The sequence below is a fragment of the Arthrobacter sp. cf158 genome (assembly GCF_900106835.1).
Lineage (GTDB): Bacteria > Actinomycetota > Actinomycetes > Actinomycetales > Micrococcaceae > Arthrobacter.
Window position 1 is genome coordinate 1 of sequence record NZ_FNNR01000022.1, and the last position, 18,332, is coordinate 18,332.

Sequence of the window (18,332 nt, forward strand, 5' to 3'; positions counted from 1 at the left end):
GCCAACAACTTACACCACACAACACACTGCACGCGTCCACTATGTGGTTCCCGAACAACAACCCACCACGGGTTGCCGGAACCAACAACTAAATAACAACCAAGCACCACAGTTGTAACCCAAAGATTTCCCACCCACCCCCCACACACGGGGGACCGGGTCGGGTAACAGAGTTACGGCGGTCATAGCGTGGGGGAAACGCCCGGTCCCATTCCGAACCCGGAAGCTAAGACCCACAGCGCCGATGGTACTGCACCCGGGAGGGTGTGGGAGAGTAGGACACCGCCGGACAACCATTCACGAAGAGCCCCGACCACCACGGCCGGGGCTCTTCGCATTTAACACACTTGTTGAAATTCGGGTCTATCCGTGTTCGTGGATTTCACAGGGACAATACATGTTTCTGCACGTGTAGCATGCAGGTTCCATGGTGCAACGGGGGCAGACGCCGCACTTTACGGGGGCGGTGTGCCTCTCGGCCTGCTCTGGAATGAAGGCCTCTCCACAGCGGTAGCACGGTGGCCGGGAGCTGTTCGCCCCGTGTGCACGCGCGTGGTTGCCTGACATCAGAAGTCTCCGACGCCTGTGAACATCAGCACTGCCATCAGGAGGAACAGGATCCCTGTTAGCAGGTCGGTACGAATGCGGGGAATCAAGTGGGCGATTGATCGGCCGATTTGGTGTCCGGCGACTGAAACGACGAAGGTGGTGAACGCGAACAGGATGGGAGCAACCCATAGCTCATGCCCGGCGAGGCCCAAAGCAGCGCCGGCGGCGACGTTGTCGATGCTCAGGGGTACGGGCAACCATCGCCGTGCCGTCTTCATGTCAAGATCGGCATGCTCTGGTGAACGGATTGCTTTGATGGTGATCCACAAACCATAAGCGGCCAGGCCGATGCCTCCGATGATCTCAGCTGTGTCCTCGATCTGTGTACTGAGGTAGACGCCAACCAGCATCCCGACGACGGGCGCCAGCCCATCCCACAGGCCAAAGATTGCGGACGTTCTGACCGATGTGCGCCAGGACGGTTTGAGTCCACCGAGGACCACTGAGGTTCGAAAATTGTCCAGGCTCAGGGCGAATCCCAGCCCCAGAAGTGCAATCATGATGACTTTCCTTTCAACACCGTCGATGACAGCGTTACGTGCGTTTTTCCGTTCGTGGCCGGTACCGGCGTCGTTGACCGCTTGGTGCGGCCCACTTGGGGTCTGGGAATCAAGGGCTGCGTTGTGGGGCGTGCGGGGTCGTTTGCCGCTGCCAGCGCTGCCTCAACGAGTCCGTGATCCGGAGCGAGATGACAGACCGGATCAGTCCGGGCGGCGTCTCCAGTGAGGGCAAACGCCTGACAACGGCAGCCGCCGTAGTCGATCTCCTTGCGGTCACAGCTGCGGCATGGATCGGGCATCCATGCGTCGCCGCGGAACTGCTGAAACAAGGGAGCCTCCTCCCAGATCCACTCAAGCGAGTGTTCGCGAACACTCGCAGGAGGAATCTTCAAGCCACGGGCCACCTCATGTGCCGCCGGACACGGGAGTGCCTCGCCGTTGGGAACCACAGTGAACTGCCGGCGGGCCCAACCGTCCATGCACGGCTTGGGATATTTGCTGTAGTAGTCGGGCAGTACATAGATGATGTCCATGCGGTCTCCGAGCCGTTCTTGAGCAGCCTGGACCACAGCCTCTGCTCGCTCAAGCTGCTCCCTGCTGGGGAGCAATGCGGCCTGGTTGAGTCCCGCCCAGCCGGCATACTGCGTATTGGCGAGTTCTATACGGTCAGCCTCCATCGTCTCGGCCATCTCGAGAATGCCGGAGATTCTGTCAATGTTCTGCTGGTGCAGCACCACGTTCAGGGTGAGCGGCCATCCCAGCTGCTTGACGAGCTTTCCAACCACCTGCTTACGTTCGAAAGAGGGGGTGCCGGCGATCAGGTCCGACAACTCTTGGTCATCGGCCTGGATACTCAGCTGAACGTGGTCGAGACCCGCCGCGCGGAGTTGCTCCGCACGACGTGTGGACAAACCGAGCCCGCTGGTAATCAGGTTGGTGTACAAGCCCAGTTGGTTGGCGTGTTGGACGAGGTCAACGATGTCGTGACGCTGAAGGGGCTCGCCGCCGGAAAGGTGAAGTTGCAGAACACCCAGCTCGGCGGCCTCGGTAAATACCCGTTGCCATTCATCGGTGGTGAGCTCATCACGGTAGTCATCGAGTTGGAGCGGGTTGGAACAATAGGAACAGTGAAGCGGACACGCATACGTGAGCTCAGCGAGCAGTCCGTAGGGTTTATCCATGACTTACCTCCATGCTGTGCTTGGTGACCAGTGCTGCCACGAAGCTTTGGACGTCGCCATCGGCAACTTGATCGAATTGGCCGCGCAGTTCGGCGCTGATCTCTGCGATGGTGCGGTTCGAGTCGCATAGCTGGACGATGGCAGCCCCAGTAGCGTTGAGAACCAACACCGTTTCCGGCGACAACAATGCATGCTGCTGGCGAGCGGCGTTGAACACCAAGCGGACATGCGGCGCAAGCCGCGGACGAGCGGTCCCGCTAATTCGGTCCATAAGCCTGGTCAATCGAATCGAGCATGCTCCACAGCACGTCACATTTGAATGACAGCGCTGCTACCGCGGCGGCTTGTGTTTCGGGGGTGATGCAGTGCGTCCGCACAATCTCAAGGCCATGTTCGGAGTCCCTGGGCGCCTGGCTGATCCGGGCACGAAAGTAGGAGAGTTCGCCGGGGTCGATCCAGGTATAGTGCCGCTCGAATGCATTGAGCCGATGAGCCATCAAGTCCGGCGCAAACAACTCTGTCAGCGAGGACGCAACCGCCTCCACCCATGGACGGGTGCGCGTGAAGTTTACATATGCGTCAACGGCAAATCGAACCCCAGGACGTACGTGCCGTAAGTCGACAATCTCTTCGCGGGACAGTCGGACAGCTTCTCCCAGGCGTAGCCAGGCCTCGATGCCTCCAGTGCCCTGAACGGTGCCGTCATGATCCATGATGCGCTGCACCCAGCGTCTCCGCACGTCAGGATCTGGGCAATTACTGAGGATTGCACCGTCTTTCCGCGGGATATTGATCTGATAGTAATAGCGGTTTGCTACCCAACCCCGGATTTCTTCGCGGCTGGAGGTTCCCTCATTCATCCGCTGATGAAAGGGGTGTTCGCTATGGTATTGCCTGGCGTGCGAACGGAGGGACTCTTCGAGTTCGTCCGGTGTGAGGACGGCAGTCATCGTTGCTCCTTAGATTTCTATTTCAAGGCCATCGGTGGCCACTTCCACGGCCTGCCGTTCCAGTTGCAAACGTTGCGGGGAGTCGTCGAGCAATATTGGATTTGTGTTGTTGATGTGCACGTAGATTTTTCGCTTAATTGGCAGGGGTGAAATGAGCGCCAAACTGCCGCGTGGTCCCGAGATCGGCACGTGGCCCATGTCCCTGGATGTCTTGCCAGCCAGACCCAGGGCCGGCATCTCGTCGTCACTCCAGCACGTACCGTCAATCAACAAGGCGGAGCATCCAGCGAATTCTTCAAGGATCTGCGGTGTCAGCTGTTGAACCGACGGAAGATAAACAATGCTGCGATCGGTGGCCGTGTCCGTAATGCGATAACCAACTACCCGGCCATAGTTGTCCGCACCTTCGAAGCGCGCAGCCTTTGTTGTGGGGACGTTGAATGCCCGGTATGTCAGTCCCTCGCCCAGATCGACGTCGACGCCTGGAACCACCGCCTTCCAAGTAACGGGGCAGTAGGCGCCAAGGATTCGAAGTAGTCCTGTTCCGGTGTTGAGGGTCTGGTACATCGACTTGGTAGCGTGCACTTGGAGCTCCCGTCCCTCCCGCATCAGCAAGAGGCCGGCTGTGTGGTCAAGCTCTGAATCAGTCAGGAGAACGGACTGCAGCCGGCCGATGCTTCCGTCGTCATTGTGGAGATCAGGGAAGGACTCAACCTGCCGCTGGACGTCCGGTGAAGCATTAAGCAAAAACCACTCTTGCCGGTTGGCGCTGACAGCGATGGAGGACTGGGAACGGGGCACGCAGGGGCGGGCTCCGGTCCTGGCTGCACGACATTGCGGGCAGGCACAGTTCCACTGGGGAAATCCTCCGCCAGCGGCTGACCCCAGAATACGTATCCACATGAATAAAGCCCCTTCGCTTTTCGGTTGGTGGTGGGGGGTTCGCCGCCCCGCCCTGACGTTCTACTTGGTTGCGACGTAGGCGGTTACCTCTGCAGAGACGCGGATCTCAACGAAGGTAGGAGATTCCCAACTCCGGCCGTTGTGGTTGGTGTTCATGGTGTTCTTCTTCTGTTCAGGATTGGTGGGAAGTAGTTCGTCACGGGATCGCTTCCCCCGGAACTTCAGAGCCACCGTTCTCTCAATTGGGCAGTGAGAGATAACCGTATGTCCCTCCAATAGCCACAACCAGACACAACCGCCTGACCACCCCAACAGCCCGCTCGCAACCTCCAACCCACCGCCCACTCCGGATTTTGGCGGGAAATCTCTGCCCCACCTGCGATTCAAAAGGTTTGGCGACCTGCTCCTGAGAGGGAGTCACTGGAGACGGCAGAATCATTCCCTCTGTGCCGTCACCGGGCAGGGAAGTCCGTAGATGAGACGGTTCGAAATCCGCATCCGGACTCGATTCGATGCCATGTTCGCTCGCCGCCACATTGCAATTTATGAGATCCGCACTCATCCGAAATGGATATCCCCTTGGCTTTTCGGGGTGTGGGCGGTGCCTTGAGGGTGGTGAGCGGGCGGCTGAAGTGGTCCGGCGGTTGTGTCTGGTTGCGGGTTTGGAGGGGACATACGGTTATCACTCACTGCTCGATTGAGCGGGCGGGCTCTGTGGTTTTTGGGATGGGGTCTGGTTACTACGTAGGTGATTTCACGAGGAGGTGATGTCCGATGACGAGCACGGATGAATTGATGACCGAAGAACGGTCTGATCTTTTGGCCAAGTTTGGCTTGGACGGACAAAACAAGGCATCCATGGGTCGTGTGTTGGCCACGGGCACTATTGCGGAGGCTAGTGAGCGTGCTGACGGGACGATGGAGGCCACGCTCCGGATCAAGGAAGACGAGGTCTGTTGGGATCCCGCGATTCTGGTCCTGCCGCATGGGGGTGTCCTGGAACTGACGGTCATTAACGATGACAAGAACACACATGCCTGTTTGTTGCCCAGCAACGGGGATCAGAAGTTCCTCTGGTTGGTGAACCACTCCAAGGGCCGGGCGACCATCAACCTGGACGGGCCGGGCTATTACTGGTACAGCTCCCCAGGCGGCAACGACGAGGGCCGCGGGTTGACTGCGGCGATCGTTGTCCAGGGTGAGGTCCCCCCGGAGGCCCGGTTGGATCGTCCAACGCAGCCCCGAGCTTAGAAAGAGATTAAGCAATGACTATTGAATACGTGGACGCCGGCGAGGCGATCAACCATAGTGCATTGAGCAGCATGGTTGGTGTTGCTCCCGCCGTGACAAATGACATTGATTACGAGCGGCTCCTTAAGGCCCGTTCAGAATCGCAGAACTGGCTGACCTACTACGGTGCCTATGATGGCCAGCGGTATAGCCTGCTGGACCAGATCAACACGGAAAACGTGGCCAAGCTGACTCCGGCCTGGATCTTCCAGGCCGGGCAGTCCGGCCAGATGGCAGCGACATCGACCTACGCTTTCGAGGCCTGCCCGCTGGTTGTTGACGGCGTCATGTTCGTCACCGGCTGGGACGGCTGGTTCTGGGCTCTGGACGCGGTGACGGGCAAGGAACTCTGGCGTTACAAGCATGCGGTGCCTTTTGATGTTTCGCTGTGCTGCAGCAACGTCAACCGGGGCTGCGCCGTGGCCAACGGCAAAGTTTATTTTGTGACCCCGAACGCCCAGTTGCTGGCTTTGGATGCGACCAATGGCGAACTGGTGTGGCAGAAGACCATTGGGGACGTGCGTGCAGGCGAGAGTGCCTCGATCGCTCCCACCGTCATCAAGGACACGCTGATCACCGGAAGCGCCGGCGGCGAGTTCGGTGTCCGTGGGCACATCGACTGCTGGGACCTTGAGACGGGCGAGCAGCGCTGGCGGACCTACACAGTGCCCAAGCCCGGCGAGCCGGGTTCGGAAACGTGGCCGGCTGATGGTGAGGCGTGGCAGCGTGGCGGCGGTAACCACTGGGTGACAGGTACTTTCGACCCGGAGCTGAACCTGTACTACGCAGGCACCGGCAACCCGGCGCCTGACTTCGATGGCGGGGTCCGTGAGGGAGACAACCTCTACACCGACAGCGTTGTGGCGATGGATGTGGACACGGGAGAAATCAAGTGGCACTACCAGTTCACTCCGCACGATCTGTGGGACTACGACTCCACCATGGAGATGACCCTGTTCGAGCGCGATGGCAAGAAGCTGCTGGGCCACTTCGACAAGAACGGCTACTTCTTCGTGCTGGACCGCACTAACGGTGAATTGCAGCATGTCACCCCGTTCGTGGACCGTATCGACTGGGGCGTTATCACCCGGGACGGGAAAGTAACCCCGCGCAAGTACCCGGACAAAGAGGGCGAACCCGTTCACTTCTACCCTGGCCCTGCCGGCGCGAAGGAATGGACCCACGCTGCTTACAGCCAGAAGACGGAATTGTTCTACGTCCCGGTGGCCGACGTCGGCGCTACCGCCACCCGCCGTCGTCGCGAGTTCAAGGAAGGCATCCCGTACTGGGGCGCCGGTGTCCAAGTGGACATCGACAACATGGCCGGGTCGGTCAGTGCGTTCGACACCTACGGGGAAGAAAAGTGGCGCTGGCGCATCGATTACCCCATGGCAGCATCCGTGCTGGCCACAGCTGGTGACCTGGTATTCGCGGGGACCCCGACCGGTGAATTCGTTGCCTTGGATGCCCGCACGGGCGAAAAGCTCTGGGAATTCCAGTGCGGCAGCGGCCACCACAGCAGCTGCTCCACCTACAGCGTGGACGGCAAGCAATACGTTGTCGTTCCCGTTGGCTGGGGCGGCTGGCTTGAGGGCATCGTTCCCGGACTCTTGGGCCAGGGCCACGGCAGCGCCGTGATCGCGTTCGCCCTGCCCAGCTAAAGACCCACCAAAAATCACCAACAACTGAAAGGAAAAGAAACATGAACACCAATGAAAAACTCCAAAAATGGGAATCTCCCACCCTCGCAGAGATCCGCGTCTCCGCCGAGGTAACGGCTTACATCGCCACTAAGTAACACCAGGGGTGGGGTGCCGGAGCACACAACCGGCACCCCACCCTGCACCATCAAATTCACGGGTCGAAAGGTGAAGGAGCAATCATGGCCGGGAATCCTGACGCCCACGTAGACAGGACGTACAACCAGACCGTGGACGCCCGCCGATCGACGAAACACCGGAAACCGGCCGATGCCGTGGACGGTCATAGCGGGTGGTGGGAGACTCTCGACCTAAGGTGTCTGGGGCGGCCGGGGTCTGCTGCCAACCCCTTGGACCAGGACTTCGATTACGCCAGGGAGTTCCTGACCATCGACCTTGACGAACTGGCCCGTGATGTTGACCGTGTGTTGACCACCTCCCAGGACTGGTGGCCGGCGGACTTCGGCCACTACGGCCCCTTGATGTTGCGGATGGCCTGGCATAGCGCCGGGACATACCGCGTGGGTGACGGCAGGGGTGGGGCCAGTGCTGGAATGCAGCGTTTCGCTCCCCTGAGCGGCTGGCCGGACAACCGTAACCTGGACAAGGCGCGAAGGCTCCTCTGGCCCGTCAAGAAGAAGTACGGCACACGGATCTCCTGGGCCGACCTGATGATTTTCGCCGGCACTAAGGCCTTGGAATCGATGGGCTTCACACCATTCGGCTTTGGCGGCGGCCGGTTGGAAGTCTGGGAAGCCGATGAAACCTACTGGGGTCCGGAAGACCGTTGGTTCGCCGATGAGAGGCACAGCGGTGTCCGGGATCTGGACGCACCGTATGGCGCCAGTGAGATGGGCCTGATCTACGTCGACCCGCAAGGCCCAGCCACCGTTCCGGATCCCGTCGCATCTGCACGTGAGATTCGCCAGACGTTTGCTCGGATGGCCATGAATGACGAAGAGACGGTGGCCTTGATCGCCGGCGGGCACACTTTTGGTAAGTCCCATGGTGCAGCCGATCCCAACGCAAATCTTGGGGCGGAACCCGTAGGTGCGCCTTTGGAGCAGCAAGGCCTGGGCTGGGCCAACACCTTCGGAACAGGCGTAGGAGCTGACGCCATCACAACCGGGCTTGAGGGTATTTGGACGCCAACCCCTATTACGTGGGACAACAGTTTCCTGGAAACCCTGTTCGGCTACGAGTGGGAGGTTGCGCTGAGCCCGGCCGGGCTCTGGCAATGGGTTCCCGCCAACGGAGCCGGTGCGGGGACTGTTCCGGATGCCCACGACCCCGCCAAGACACACGTCCCCACTATGCTCACTACAGACTTGGCCCTCCTTGAGGACCCGGCATACAAGGTGATTGCACGGAAATTCCTGGAACAGCCGCACCTGTTGGCAGAAGCGTTCGCGCGCGCCTGGTTCAAGCTCACGCACATCGACATGGGGCCGATCCACCGATATCTGGGTGCACTGGCACCGACGGAGAGGTTGATATGGCAGGATCCCCTGCCCGACATTGACCACAACCTCGTCACTGCAGACGACGTCCGGGTGCTGAAGGACATGCTGGCCGGATCGGGCCTCGCAGACGAGCAACTGGTCCGCACCGCCTGGGCCTCGGCGTCGACATTCCGGATCAGTGATAAGCGCGGCGGGGCGAACGGTGCCCGCATAAGTTTGGAACCCCAAAGAAGCTGGGAAGCCAACGATCCGGATGACCTGGATGCCGTGTTGGTTGTGCTCGGGCAGATCCGGGCGCAGTTCAATGAGGCACAACGCTGTGGGACGAGGATTTCGCTTGCTGACTTGATCGTCCTGGGCGGCTGCGCCGCCGTGGAAAACGCTGCGGCGAGGGCGGGATACCACGTTGAAGTTCCGCTGAGGCCAGGACGGATGGATGCCCTTCAGGAATGGACCGACCCGGATCGTTTTGCGGTTCTGGAGCCCAAAGCGGACGCTTTCCGCAGCTATCGGAGCGACGGCGAGCTGCCGCCGTCGGAAGTCCTCATGGTTGAGCGTGCATGGCAGCTGACCCTCAGCGCTCCCGAAATGACGGTGTTGCTGGGCGGCCTGCGGGTGCTCGGGGCCAATCGAGGCTGCTCGTCGTTGGGTGTCCTCACCACCACGCCGGGCCACCTGACCAACGACTTCTTCGCCAACCTGCTCGACATGGACATCCAGTGGGTGCCCCGATCGGATGGATCGTCCGTGGAGACGAGCTACGAAGGGCGTCACCGGACTACAGGTGAGACGAGGTGGGTAGCGGGCAGGGCGGACTTGATCTTTGCGCATCATTCGGAACTCCGTGCGGTGGCAGAGGTGTACGCAGGCGAGGATGCCGGTGGCAAGTTTGTCCGTGATTTTGTGTCCGCGTGGGACAAGGTCATGAATCTCGACCGGTTTGAGGGTGGCCAAAAGTACGCAAGCACTCCAGGGAACCCAGCAGGTACGGCCAATCCTAAAGTGTAGTTGGAACCGTCAGAAAACAGTGTTACCCCTACCCAAGCGAATCACCATGATTGATACCAAGACGAAGAGCAGCCATGAGGCCCGGCACGGGCTGACGGCTACACCGAAGGGGACCAAGAGTGAACTCAGTAGTCAATGCGACAGAAACCGTGGGTATCACCGCTGATGGAATTTCCAGCAATCTCTCCCTCGTCCGGGACGAGATTGCGGGCACAGTGGCCAAACTCAACGACGATGAGCTGGAGGCTTTGGCCCACCAGCTGAGGCAGCCAGGCAGGATTTTTGTGGCGGGAGCAGGCAGGAGTGGATTGGTCCTGCGCATGGCCGCCATGAGGCTCATGCACCTGGGGCTGAGCGTCCACATTGTTGGTGACACCACGACGCCGGCCATCGCCTCAGGCGACTTGCTGCTGGTGGCTTCCGGTTCCGGAACGACGTCAGGCGTGGTGAGGTCTGCTGAGACTGCGGCAAAAGCAGGAGCGCGTATTGCGGCGTTCACCACAAACCGGGATTCGCCGCTTGCCGGCCTTGCTGACGCGTTGGTGATTGTTGCCGCTGCCCAAAAAACAGATCACGGCTCCGGAATGACCCGTCAATACTCCGGGTCGCTTTTCGAGCAGGTCCTCTTTCACGCCACCGAGGCCATCTTCCAGTCTTTATGGACCTCTACCGACGTAGCTGCTGAAGAGCTTTGGCTCAGGCACGCAAACCTCGAGTAGCCGCTTCGCAAACTTTTTATACCCGCTGTTGTTAATTATCTAAAGAATGGAACCGTTATGAAGCTTCAAGTTGCTATGGATGTTTTGACCACCGAGGCGGCCCTGACGCTGGCCGGTCAGGTCGCCGAGTATGTTGACATCATTGAGCTGGGCACGCCGCTGATCAAGGCCGAGGGATTGTCCGCTGTCACGGCGATCAAGGAAGCCCACCCGGACAAGATTGTCTTCGCGGACATGAAGACCATGGACGCCGGGGAGCTGGAAGCCGATATCGCTTTCAAGGCCGGCGCTGATCTGGTGACTGTGCTCGGCACGGCCGATGATTCCACGATCGCGGGGGCCGTGAAGGCCGCCAAGGCCCATAACAAGGGCATCGTGGTGGACCTGATCGGTGTGGTGGACAAGGTCACCCGCGCCAAGGAAGCCCGGGCGTTGGGTGCGAAGTTCGTTGAGATGCACGCTGGTTTGGACGAACAAGCCAAACCCGGTTTTGATCTGAGCGGATTGCTTCGTGCCGGGGCGGAGGCCCGTGTGCCGTTCTCCGTGGCCGGAGGAGTGAAGGTGGCCACCATCGGGGATGTACAGCAGGCCGGTGCCGAAGTGGCAGTGGCCGGCGGCGCTATCTATGGCGCAGCAGACCCCGCACTCGCAGCCAAAGAACTCCGCTCAGCCATCATCTAACCAACCTGGAGCTGGTGTTCTGCACTCGAATGAGTCGCGGGGCACCAGCTCTTTGGTGCCTTCTCCGATGTTCCACCGCTCTGGATCTTTCTTCCCACGGACATCATTGCTCGTCACGGTACGAGCTCGACGGAAGTAATAAGGCATGAACAAGCAAACTGCAGCCAGCCGGAGGGGGAGCCGTGCACCACGTGCCAGGCTTCCTGTTCAGGACTGGGATTCCCTTCAGCATGGCATCCGCGTGGAAGTGCATGCAGAGGACGCTTTTCCGTACGTCGCTTACGTTGACAGGCGCGACATTGTGGGTGGCGTGATCTGGTTGATAGAGGACGGCACTGGTATGAGGCGCCTGTTTCTCCGCAATGACCCTGTGGCCCTGTATCTTGAACCAGGCGATCATGACTGATCCCACCGCACACCATTTTGAGGTGTCGACGACAGACGCACAGCGACTGCATGAACTACTCGATCGTGCAGAGGCAGAACTTCGGCAGTTGCCGCAACGGGTCGCCGGGATCTTGGTGACGCGCCATAGCCCCGGCAGCTACTCGATCCAGCTCAGCAACGACGTCCCTTACGGCGAGATCCACGAACGGATCATTTCATAACCGCAGAAAGTACCCCTCCTATCTCACGCCCTGGCTGTGCGCCAGCGCTATCACCTCCGTGCGGGAGCCGACGTCGAGCTTCTTGAAGAGGTTCCGGACATGGAACTTGACCGTGTTCTCGCTGATGTTCAATTCGGCGGCGATAGTACGGTTCCGTTGTCCGGCAGCGAGGTGCTGGAGCACTTCAAGTTCACGCGGCGCAAGATTCCATCCCGCGGCATCTCCGGTGGGCCGGGTCGGCAGGTCAAGGGGGAGCGAGACGAAGATGTCCGCGCCCCAACCGGGCATGGCATCCATTCGGAGATGCCCGGTCAGCGCTTTTACCCGCCGTTCCAGCCCGCTGATGCTCGGGGTGTCCTTGGTGAGCGCGCCGCCACCGTTGTCCCGAACGTTGATGAGGAGGTTTTCGCCGTCGCAGTCCCACTGTGTTCGGATCCTGCTGATGTCGGACTGCTCCATCATTGTCAGTATCAGTCCGCGAACTATGGCCCGTGCGGCGTGGGCTACTTCGCCGGGAAGCGCCCGGCCGTTGAGCGGCGGTTCAATGAACTGGACCTCCACACCGCTGAAGCGAGTGAGCGGCCTCAAATCCTCCCGCAGGCGCTCAAAGGCCTTCGCCACCGGTTCCTCCACCAGATCCGTAGTGCGATCACTCAGGGCGCGGAGCCCGATGAGGGACTTTCCGATGAGGTCAATGACCGTGGAGCGGGCCGTTGCATCATCCAAGGCAGAGGACCGGAGCGCGGCCACGAGTGTCTCAAGCGTAGTGGAGTGGAGGTCAGTGAGCTCGGCTGTCACGCGAAGGCGCTCCGCCGATGCGGCCCGTGATTCCAGCAGGTACGACGGCGGCGCATCAGCTACCTTCTCCTGGATCCGTCGAGCGGCGATGCCCCAAAGATAAGTCACCACTGCCAGGGCTTCGTCCTGGGCATCGTTGGGGCGAGGATCAGTGAGGACAAGGAGCGCATGACTAGGGCCGTGTTTCATTGCCATCACAGGCCGGTTGAGCCCGGCGAGCAGGGCGTCGCCACGCCAGGGAACGTCGTCTGGAAGCGTGGCGCGCAGACCGTCCAGCTCGGGAATGGTGACGCGGCTGATGATTCCTTCGTCACCGGCTTTCTTCTGGGGGCGGCCCGTGCAGTCTTCGGTGAAAATGACCAGCGCACTGCTTTTTACATAGGGCATCGAGGCATCGCGTAGCCGCTCCGCGATGTGAGACAAGGGGGCGTCTGCCAAAACTTCGACGGCATGCAGCAGCGGCCACGGCAGGAATGTATCGGTCATGGTGGGTTCCTAGGGGGAGGCCGACGGAAACTCCGCCAGTCCTTAAGAATAGTAAAGACTGTCAGAAAACAGTATTACCCCTACCCATTCGTTTCGCCATTATTGAGAACAACCAGCGCATCATCCGAGTAGTCATCAGACCGACTACCGAATCGAAGGGGATTGAATCGTGAATCCAACAGCAAATGCGGTGCCCACCCTGTTCAGCCCGGAAACCGAACCGTTGACGTGGACCGCCGAAGACCGGCGCGCCGTTGACACCGCTCGCGTCTTGGCTGCTGACGCAGTGGAGAAGGTCGGCAACGGCCACCCTGGGACGGCAATGAGTTTGGCTCCGGCAGCGTACCTGCTGTTCCAGAAGCTGATGCGCCACGACCCCGCGGATCCGGATTGGATTGGCCGTGACCGGTTCATCCTGTCCCCGGGTCACTCTTCACTGACCCTCTATGTCCAGCTGTTCCTCTCCGGGTACGGCCTGGAACTGAAGGACCTTGAGGCGCTGCGCACCTGGGGTTCCTTGACCCCGGGCCACCCCGAGTACAAGCACACCGCCGGTGTGGAAATCACCACCGGCCCGCTGGGTCAGGGCCTGGCGTCCGCCGTTGGTTTCGCGTACTCCCAGCGTCGCCAACGCGGCCTGTTCGACGCCGATGCTCCCGCCGGCGAATCGCCGTTCGACCACACCATCTGGGTGATCGCCTCCGACGGCGACATCCAGGAAGGCGTCACGTCCGAGGCGTCCTCGCTCGCGGGGCACCAGGAGCTGGGCAACCTCGTGGTGATCTACGACGAGAACCACATCTCCATCGAAGACGACACCGACATCGCCTTCACCGAAGACGTCCTCAAGCGCTATGAGGCCTACGGCTGGCACACCCAACGCGTTGACTGGACCCGCCCCAGCGAAGACAACCCGACCGGTGACTACGTCGAGGACGTCCAGGAGCTCTACTCCGCACTGCAGGCGGCCAAGGCTGAGACGGGCAAGCCGTCCATCATTTCGCTGCGCACCATCATCGGTTACCCGGCCCCGAAGAAGCAGAACACCGGCAAGATCCACGGTTCCGCCCTGGGTGCCGAGGAAGTCGCAGCACTGAAGACCGTGCTCGGCTTCGATCCCGCCAAGTCCTTCGAGGTCGACGAAACAGTCTTGGCACACGCCCGCAAGGTTGTTGACCGCGGGGCTGCCGTCCGTGAGAAGTGGGACGCTTCCTTCAGCTCATGGCAGGCGTCCAACCCTGAGGGCGCGTCCCTGCTGGAGCGCATCGAAGCCAAGGAACTGCCGGCAGGCATTGACGGCCTCCTGCCAGTGTTCGAGGCCGGCAAGGACGTTTCCACCCGCGCAGCCTCGGGCAAGGTGCTGAACGCCATCGCGCCCGTTATGCCGGAGCTGTGGGGCGGTTCCGCTGACCTTGCCGAGTCGAACAACACCACCATTGAAGGTTCGCCGTCGTTCATCCCGACGTCGCGTTCCACGGACGCCTGGAAGGGCAACCCCTACGGCCGGGTGCTGCACTTCGGTATCCGTGAGCACGCTGCCGCGTCGATCGTGAACGGCATCTCCCTGCACGGACGTACCCGCGCGTTCTCCGGCACCTTCCTGATCTTCTCCGACTACCAGAAGCCTGCGATTCGTTTGGGGGCGCTGATGGGGGTTTCCTCCATCTACGTCTGGTCGCACGACTCCATCGGCCTGGGCGAAGACGGACCCACCCACCAGCCCGTGGAACAGCTCGCCACCCTGCGCGCCATCCCAGGCCTGGACGTTGTCCGCCCCGCTGATGCCAACGAGGTAGGTATTGCGTGGAAGACCATGCTGGAGAACCACGAGAACCCGGCAGGCATCGTCCTGACCCGCCAGAACATCCCCACCTACGCCCGCGGCGAAGGTGAAGCCACCGGTGACACCTTCGGTTCCACCGCAGGTGTGGCCAAGGGCGGTTACGTGCTGGCCGAAGCCGCCAAGGACGGCGAAACCGTTGACGCGCAGGTCATCCTGATCGGCACCGGTTCCGAGGTCCAGCTCGCAGTCCAGGCCCGCGAAGCCCTCCAGGCTGAAGGCATCGCAGCACGCGTTGTCTCCATGCCCTGCGTTGAGTGGTTCAACAAGCAGGACGAGGCCTACCGCGAATCCGTGCTCCCGGCAGCGGTGAAGGCCCGCGTCTCTGTTGAGGCAGGCCTGGCGCTCGGCTGGCGCGAATTCGTCGGCGACGCCGGCCGCTCCATCTCCCTGGAACACTTCGGCGCCTCGGCTGACTACAAGCGGCTCTTCAACGAATTCGGCATCACCGCCGAAGCCGTCGCAGCCGCAGCCAAAGACTCCCTGACTGCTTCCGGCAGCTAACACCCCAAGAGGCAAGACGGCTGCGCTGCGGTACCCACGGTGTATCACGGCGCAGCCGTCACTGCCCCAACGTCAAGGAAAGAGCATTCACAATGACCCAAGCAACACCCACAGCACAGCTGTCAGCTACCGGCGTTTCCATCTGGCTGGATGACCTCTCCCGGGAGCGATTGTCCAGCGGCAGCTTGCAGAAGCTCATCGATGAAAAGAACGTCGTCGGCGTGACAACCAATCCCTCCATTTTCCAAGCCGCAATCACCTCCGGCAGGGACTACGAGTCAAAGATCTCGGAACTGGCTGTGGCCGGGGCAAGCGTGGAGGAGACGATTTTTGAGATCACCACCGCGGATGTGGCTGACGCTTGCGATCTCTTTGCCCCCATTGCTGCAACCACCGACGGCGTGGACGGGCGGGTTTCCATCGAGGTGGACCCGCGCCTTGCCTGGGATACCGAGGGCACCATCGCAGAGGCCAAACGGCTCTACAAAAAGGTCAACAGGGACAACGTCCTCATCAAGATCCCTGCCACCCTTGAAGGCTTGCCCGCTATTACGGCGGTTCTGGCCCAAGGTATCAGCGTCAACGTCACCCTGATCTTCTCCCTTGGACGCTACCGCGACGTCATCAATGCCTTTCAAACAGGTTTGAAGCTGGCCCTGGACAACGGCCATGATCTTTCCAGGATTCACTCCGTAGCGTCCTTCTTCGTCTCCCGCGTGGACACGGAGATCGATAAGCGGCTCAATGCCATTGGAACGGCAGATGCCGAAGCACTCAAGGGCAAGGCAGGCGTCGCGAACGCGCGGCTGGCTTATCAAATCTACGAGGAATTGTTCTCTACGGCCCGCTGGGCGGTACTTTCGGCTGCTGGAGCGCGCCCGCAACGTCCGTTGTGGGCCTCCACCGGCGTGAAGGATCCCGCTCTTCCGGACACCCTCTACGTGACGGGTCTGGCTGCAGCCGGGGTGGTCAATACAATGCCGGAAAAGACCCTGGACGCCACGTTCCACCACGGCGTGGTCACTGGCGACACCATCACCGGTGCTTACGCTGAGGCCAAGCAGGTCCTGCTGGATATCAAGGCCCAGGGCATCTCCTACACTCTGGTGGTTTCCGTGCTGGAGTCCGAAGGCCTGGACAAGTTCGTGTCCAGCTGGAAGGAACTCCTGGCTGACGTCGACCAGGCCCTCACCACTGCACGCGAAGCTGCCTGATCCCCGGACGAAAAATCTGTTCGGCGGCGCCGAATCCGGCACCCCGACCGCGTGGAGACCCCAGCTGGGGTCTCCACGCCTCAATTGAGTTTTGACTGCCCAACGAAAGGCCGCCGCAATGTCCACGTCTCCCTTGACTTGCTGTATCAACCCCAGCATCCTCTCAGCCGATTTCGCAAACCTTGAAGCAGAGTTGGCCCGCATCAGCAACGCTGACGCGGTGCACGTGGACGTGATGGACAACCACTTCGTGCCGAACCTGACTCTTGGTTTGCCCGTGGTAGCGCGACTGCAACAGGTGAGCCCAGTGCCGCTGGATGCCCACCTCATGATCGCCGACGCCGACCGCTGGGCGCCGCTGTACGCAGACTTGGGATTGGCTTCTGTCACCTTCCACGTTGAAGCGGCCATGGCTCCGATCAAGCTGGCCCGCGAACTTCGCGCCCGGGGTTCCAAAGCTGGCATGGCCCTGCGGCCCGCGACACCGGTGGAGCCCTACTTGGACATGCTGCCTGAGCTGGACATGCTGCTGCTCATGACTGTGGAGCCAGGATTTGGCGGCCAGGCATTCTTGGATGTGGTCATTCCCAAAATCCGGCGGGCACGGGCAGCCACAGAAGGTGCAGGAATAGACCTCGCTATCCAAGTTGACGGTGGCATCACCGAGGAAACCATCACACGGGCGGCAGAGGCGGGGGCCAACGTCTTCGTTGCAGGATCGGCCGTTTACGGAAAGCCGTCACCGGCTGAAGCTATTGAATCATTGCGCGCGAACGGGCAACTCGCTTTCACACGGGACCGCGCCGCTGACAACACTCCGCAGGACTGAAAGGCCTCTTATGCGCATTCATATAGGAACTGACCACGCCGGCAGGGAACTGAGTTCGCATCTCATTGGTGCGCTCTCGGCCAGCGGCTACGAGATGGTGGATCATGGCCCGGCCTCTTACGATCCGGATGACGATTACCCTTCCTTCTGCATTAAGGCGGCCTCCGCCGTCGTCGTCGACCAGGCCGCGGGCGTTGACGCTCTCGGGATCGTGCTGGGTGGGTCCGGCAATGGTGAACAGATCGCTGCGAACAAGGTCAAAGGCGTACGTGCAGCGTTGGCCTGGAATCTGGACACGGCCTTGCTTGCCAGACAGCACAATGATGCCAATGTGGTGGCCGTTGGAGGCCGTCAGCATTCAGTTGAGGAGGCCACTGAAATTATCAAGGCGTTCCTCGCCGAACCCTTTACACACGCCGAGCGCCACCAGCGCAGGATCGGCAAAATTGCCACGTACGAAACAACCGGGGAGATCTGCGAATAGCCATGCCCATTGCAACCCCAGAGATTTACTCCGAGATGATCGACCGTGCGAAGGCTGGCGGTTTCGCTTTCCCTGCGGTCAACGTGACGTCGTCGCAGACTCTGAATGCTGCGATCCGCGGTTTCGCCGAGGCAGAATCCGATGGCATCATTCAGGTTTCCACCGGTGGTGCTGCGTACTGGTCCGGCGCTTCGGTCAAGGACATGGTGGCCGGTTCCCTCGGCTTCGCCGCCTTCGCCCGCGAAGTCGCCAAGAATTACAACGTCAACATCGCCCTGCACACGGACCACTGCCCGCAGGACAAGCTGGCGGACTTCGTCCTGCCGTTGCTGGCCGCTTCCGAGGAAGCCGTGAAAGCCGGCAAGGACCCGATCTTTAACTCGCACATGTGGGACGGCTCGCACGAGACCCTGTCGGAGAACCTGCGGATCGGCCGTGAACTGCTGGAGCGTGCTGCTGCTGCGAAGATCATCCTGGAGGTTGAGATCGGCACTGTGGGTGGCGAGGAAGACGGTGTTGAGAACGAGATCAACGAGAAGCTGTACACCACCACCGAGGACGCCCT

20 protein-coding genes and 1 rRNA gene are annotated in these 18,332 nt (G+C 60.8%); 14 read left to right on the forward strand and 7 right to left on the reverse strand.

Annotated features, from left to right (window positions below):
• Window positions 1–174 precede the first annotated feature (174 nt).
• Window positions 175–291, forward strand: a 5S ribosomal RNA gene (rrf, locus tag BLW08_RS23310).
• 275 nt (window positions 292–566) lie between these two features.
• Here the strand turns inward: rrf and BLW08_RS23320 are convergent.
• From BLW08_RS23320 to pqqA (BLW08_RS23755), 6 genes are read right to left on the reverse strand one after another with little or no spacing between them, the layout of a single operon-like run.
• Window positions 567–1,109 (reverse strand): manganese efflux pump MntP, encoded by a 543-nt coding sequence (locus BLW08_RS23320; protein ID WP_091328568.1) that lies wholly within the window; start codon window positions 1,107–1,109, stop codon window positions 567–569.
• Window positions 1,106–2,290, reverse strand: coding sequence for a pyrroloquinoline quinone biosynthesis protein PqqE (pqqE, locus tag BLW08_RS23325; protein ID WP_091328570.1), 1,185 nt, complete (start codon window positions 2,288–2,290; stop codon window positions 1,106–1,108). Before pqqE ends, BLW08_RS23320 begins: the two co-directional genes overlap by 4 nt.
• Window positions 2,283–2,561, reverse strand: coding sequence for a pyrroloquinoline quinone biosynthesis peptide chaperone PqqD (gene pqqD / locus BLW08_RS23330; protein ID WP_091328573.1), 279 nt, complete (start codon window positions 2,559–2,561; stop codon window positions 2,283–2,285). The genes pqqE and pqqD overlap by 8 nt, the downstream gene beginning before the upstream one ends.
• A complete protein-coding gene (pqqC, locus tag BLW08_RS23335; RefSeq protein WP_091328576.1) occupies window positions 2,548–3,240 on the reverse strand; it encodes a pyrroloquinoline-quinone synthase PqqC in 693 nt (230 codons plus the stop codon). The genes pqqD and pqqC overlap by 14 nt, the downstream gene beginning before the upstream one ends.
• 9 nt (window positions 3,241–3,249) lie before the next feature.
• Window positions 3,250–4,143, reverse strand: a complete 894-nt coding sequence (gene pqqB, locus BLW08_RS23340; RefSeq protein ID WP_091328580.1) for a pyrroloquinoline quinone biosynthesis protein PqqB — start codon at window positions 4,141–4,143, stop codon at window positions 3,250–3,252.
• A gap of 60 nt (window positions 4,144–4,203) precedes the next feature.
• Complete coding sequence (pqqA, locus tag BLW08_RS23755) at window positions 4,204–4,299, reverse strand: pyrroloquinoline quinone precursor peptide PqqA (protein WP_139244950.1); 96 nt, start codon at window positions 4,297–4,299, stop codon at window positions 4,204–4,206.
• Between the two features lie 618 nt (window positions 4,300–4,917).
• Between pqqA (BLW08_RS23755) and BLW08_RS23350 the strand changes: the two genes are divergently transcribed.
• From BLW08_RS23350 to BLW08_RS23385, 8 genes are all read left to right on the forward strand, one after another.
• On the forward strand, window positions 4,918–5,394 hold the full coding sequence (locus tag BLW08_RS23350; protein WP_091328586.1) for an MSMEG_3727 family PQQ-associated protein: 477 nt from the start codon (window positions 4,918–4,920) through the stop codon (window positions 5,392–5,394).
• A 14-nt stretch (window positions 5,395–5,408) separates the two neighbouring features.
• On the forward strand, window positions 5,409–7,094 hold the full coding sequence (locus BLW08_RS23355; protein WP_091328589.1) for a PQQ-dependent dehydrogenase, methanol/ethanol family: 1,686 nt from the start codon (window positions 5,409–5,411) through the stop codon (window positions 7,092–7,094).
• A gap of 41 nt (window positions 7,095–7,135) precedes the next feature.
• The gene (gene pqqA / locus BLW08_RS23360) at window positions 7,136–7,231 is read left to right on the forward strand and encodes a pyrroloquinoline quinone precursor peptide PqqA (protein ID WP_091328592.1); all 96 of its coding nucleotides are present in this window, start codon (window positions 7,136–7,138) and stop codon (window positions 7,229–7,231) included.
• Window positions 7,232–7,315: 84 nt separating this feature from the next.
• Window positions 7,316–9,604 (forward strand): catalase/peroxidase HPI, encoded by a 2,289-nt coding sequence (gene katG, locus BLW08_RS23365; protein ID WP_091328595.1) that lies wholly within the window; start codon window positions 7,316–7,318, stop codon window positions 9,602–9,604.
• 119 nt (window positions 9,605–9,723) lie between these two features.
• A complete protein-coding gene (hxlB, locus tag BLW08_RS23370; protein ID WP_091328598.1) occupies window positions 9,724–10,323 on the forward strand; it encodes a 6-phospho-3-hexuloisomerase in 600 nt (199 codons plus the stop codon).
• Window positions 10,324–10,380: 57 nt separating this feature from the next.
• Window positions 10,381–11,004, forward strand: coding sequence for a 3-hexulose-6-phosphate synthase (gene hxlA, locus BLW08_RS23375; protein ID WP_091328600.1), 624 nt, complete (start codon window positions 10,381–10,383; stop codon window positions 11,002–11,004).
• A 145-nt stretch (window positions 11,005–11,149) separates the two neighbouring features.
• On the forward strand, window positions 11,150–11,410 hold the full coding sequence (locus BLW08_RS23380) for a hypothetical protein (RefSeq protein WP_091328602.1): 261 nt from the start codon (window positions 11,150–11,152) through the stop codon (window positions 11,408–11,410).
• Complete coding sequence (locus tag BLW08_RS23385) at window positions 11,403–11,612, forward strand: hypothetical protein (protein WP_091328604.1); 210 nt, start codon at window positions 11,403–11,405, stop codon at window positions 11,610–11,612. Before BLW08_RS23380 ends, BLW08_RS23385 begins: the two co-directional genes overlap by 8 nt.
• 18 nt (window positions 11,613–11,630) lie before the next feature.
• Here BLW08_RS23385 and BLW08_RS23390 read toward each other — a convergent pair whose 3' ends face one another.
• A complete protein-coding gene (locus BLW08_RS23390) occupies window positions 11,631–12,896 on the reverse strand; it encodes a helix-turn-helix transcriptional regulator (RefSeq protein WP_091328606.1) in 1,266 nt (421 codons plus the stop codon).
• A gap of 169 nt (window positions 12,897–13,065) precedes the next feature.
• Here BLW08_RS23390 and tkt point away from each other — a divergent pair, with 169 nt between their 5' ends.
• The 5 genes from tkt to BLW08_RS23415 all read left to right on the forward strand — a co-directional run.
• A complete protein-coding gene (gene tkt, locus BLW08_RS23395; RefSeq protein ID WP_175538825.1) occupies window positions 13,066–15,240 on the forward strand; it encodes a transketolase in 2,175 nt (724 codons plus the stop codon).
• 92 nt (window positions 15,241–15,332) lie between these two features.
• Window positions 15,333–16,454 (forward strand): transaldolase, encoded by a 1,122-nt coding sequence (tal, locus tag BLW08_RS23400; protein ID WP_091328608.1) that lies wholly within the window; start codon window positions 15,333–15,335, stop codon window positions 16,452–16,454.
• 118 nt (window positions 16,455–16,572) lie between these two features.
• Entirely contained in the window at window positions 16,573–17,283 is a 711-nt protein-coding gene (gene rpe / locus BLW08_RS23405) for a ribulose-phosphate 3-epimerase (RefSeq protein WP_091328611.1), read from the forward strand.
• 10 nt (window positions 17,284–17,293) lie between these two features.
• Window positions 17,294–17,767, forward strand: a complete 474-nt coding sequence (locus BLW08_RS23410) for a ribose-5-phosphate isomerase (RefSeq protein ID WP_091328613.1) — start codon at window positions 17,294–17,296, stop codon at window positions 17,765–17,767.
• Between the two features lie 2 nt (window positions 17,768–17,769).
• A partial coding sequence (locus tag BLW08_RS23415) for a class II fructose-bisphosphate aldolase (protein ID WP_175538826.1) occupies window positions 17,770–18,332 on the forward strand: 563 nt, incomplete at its 3' end.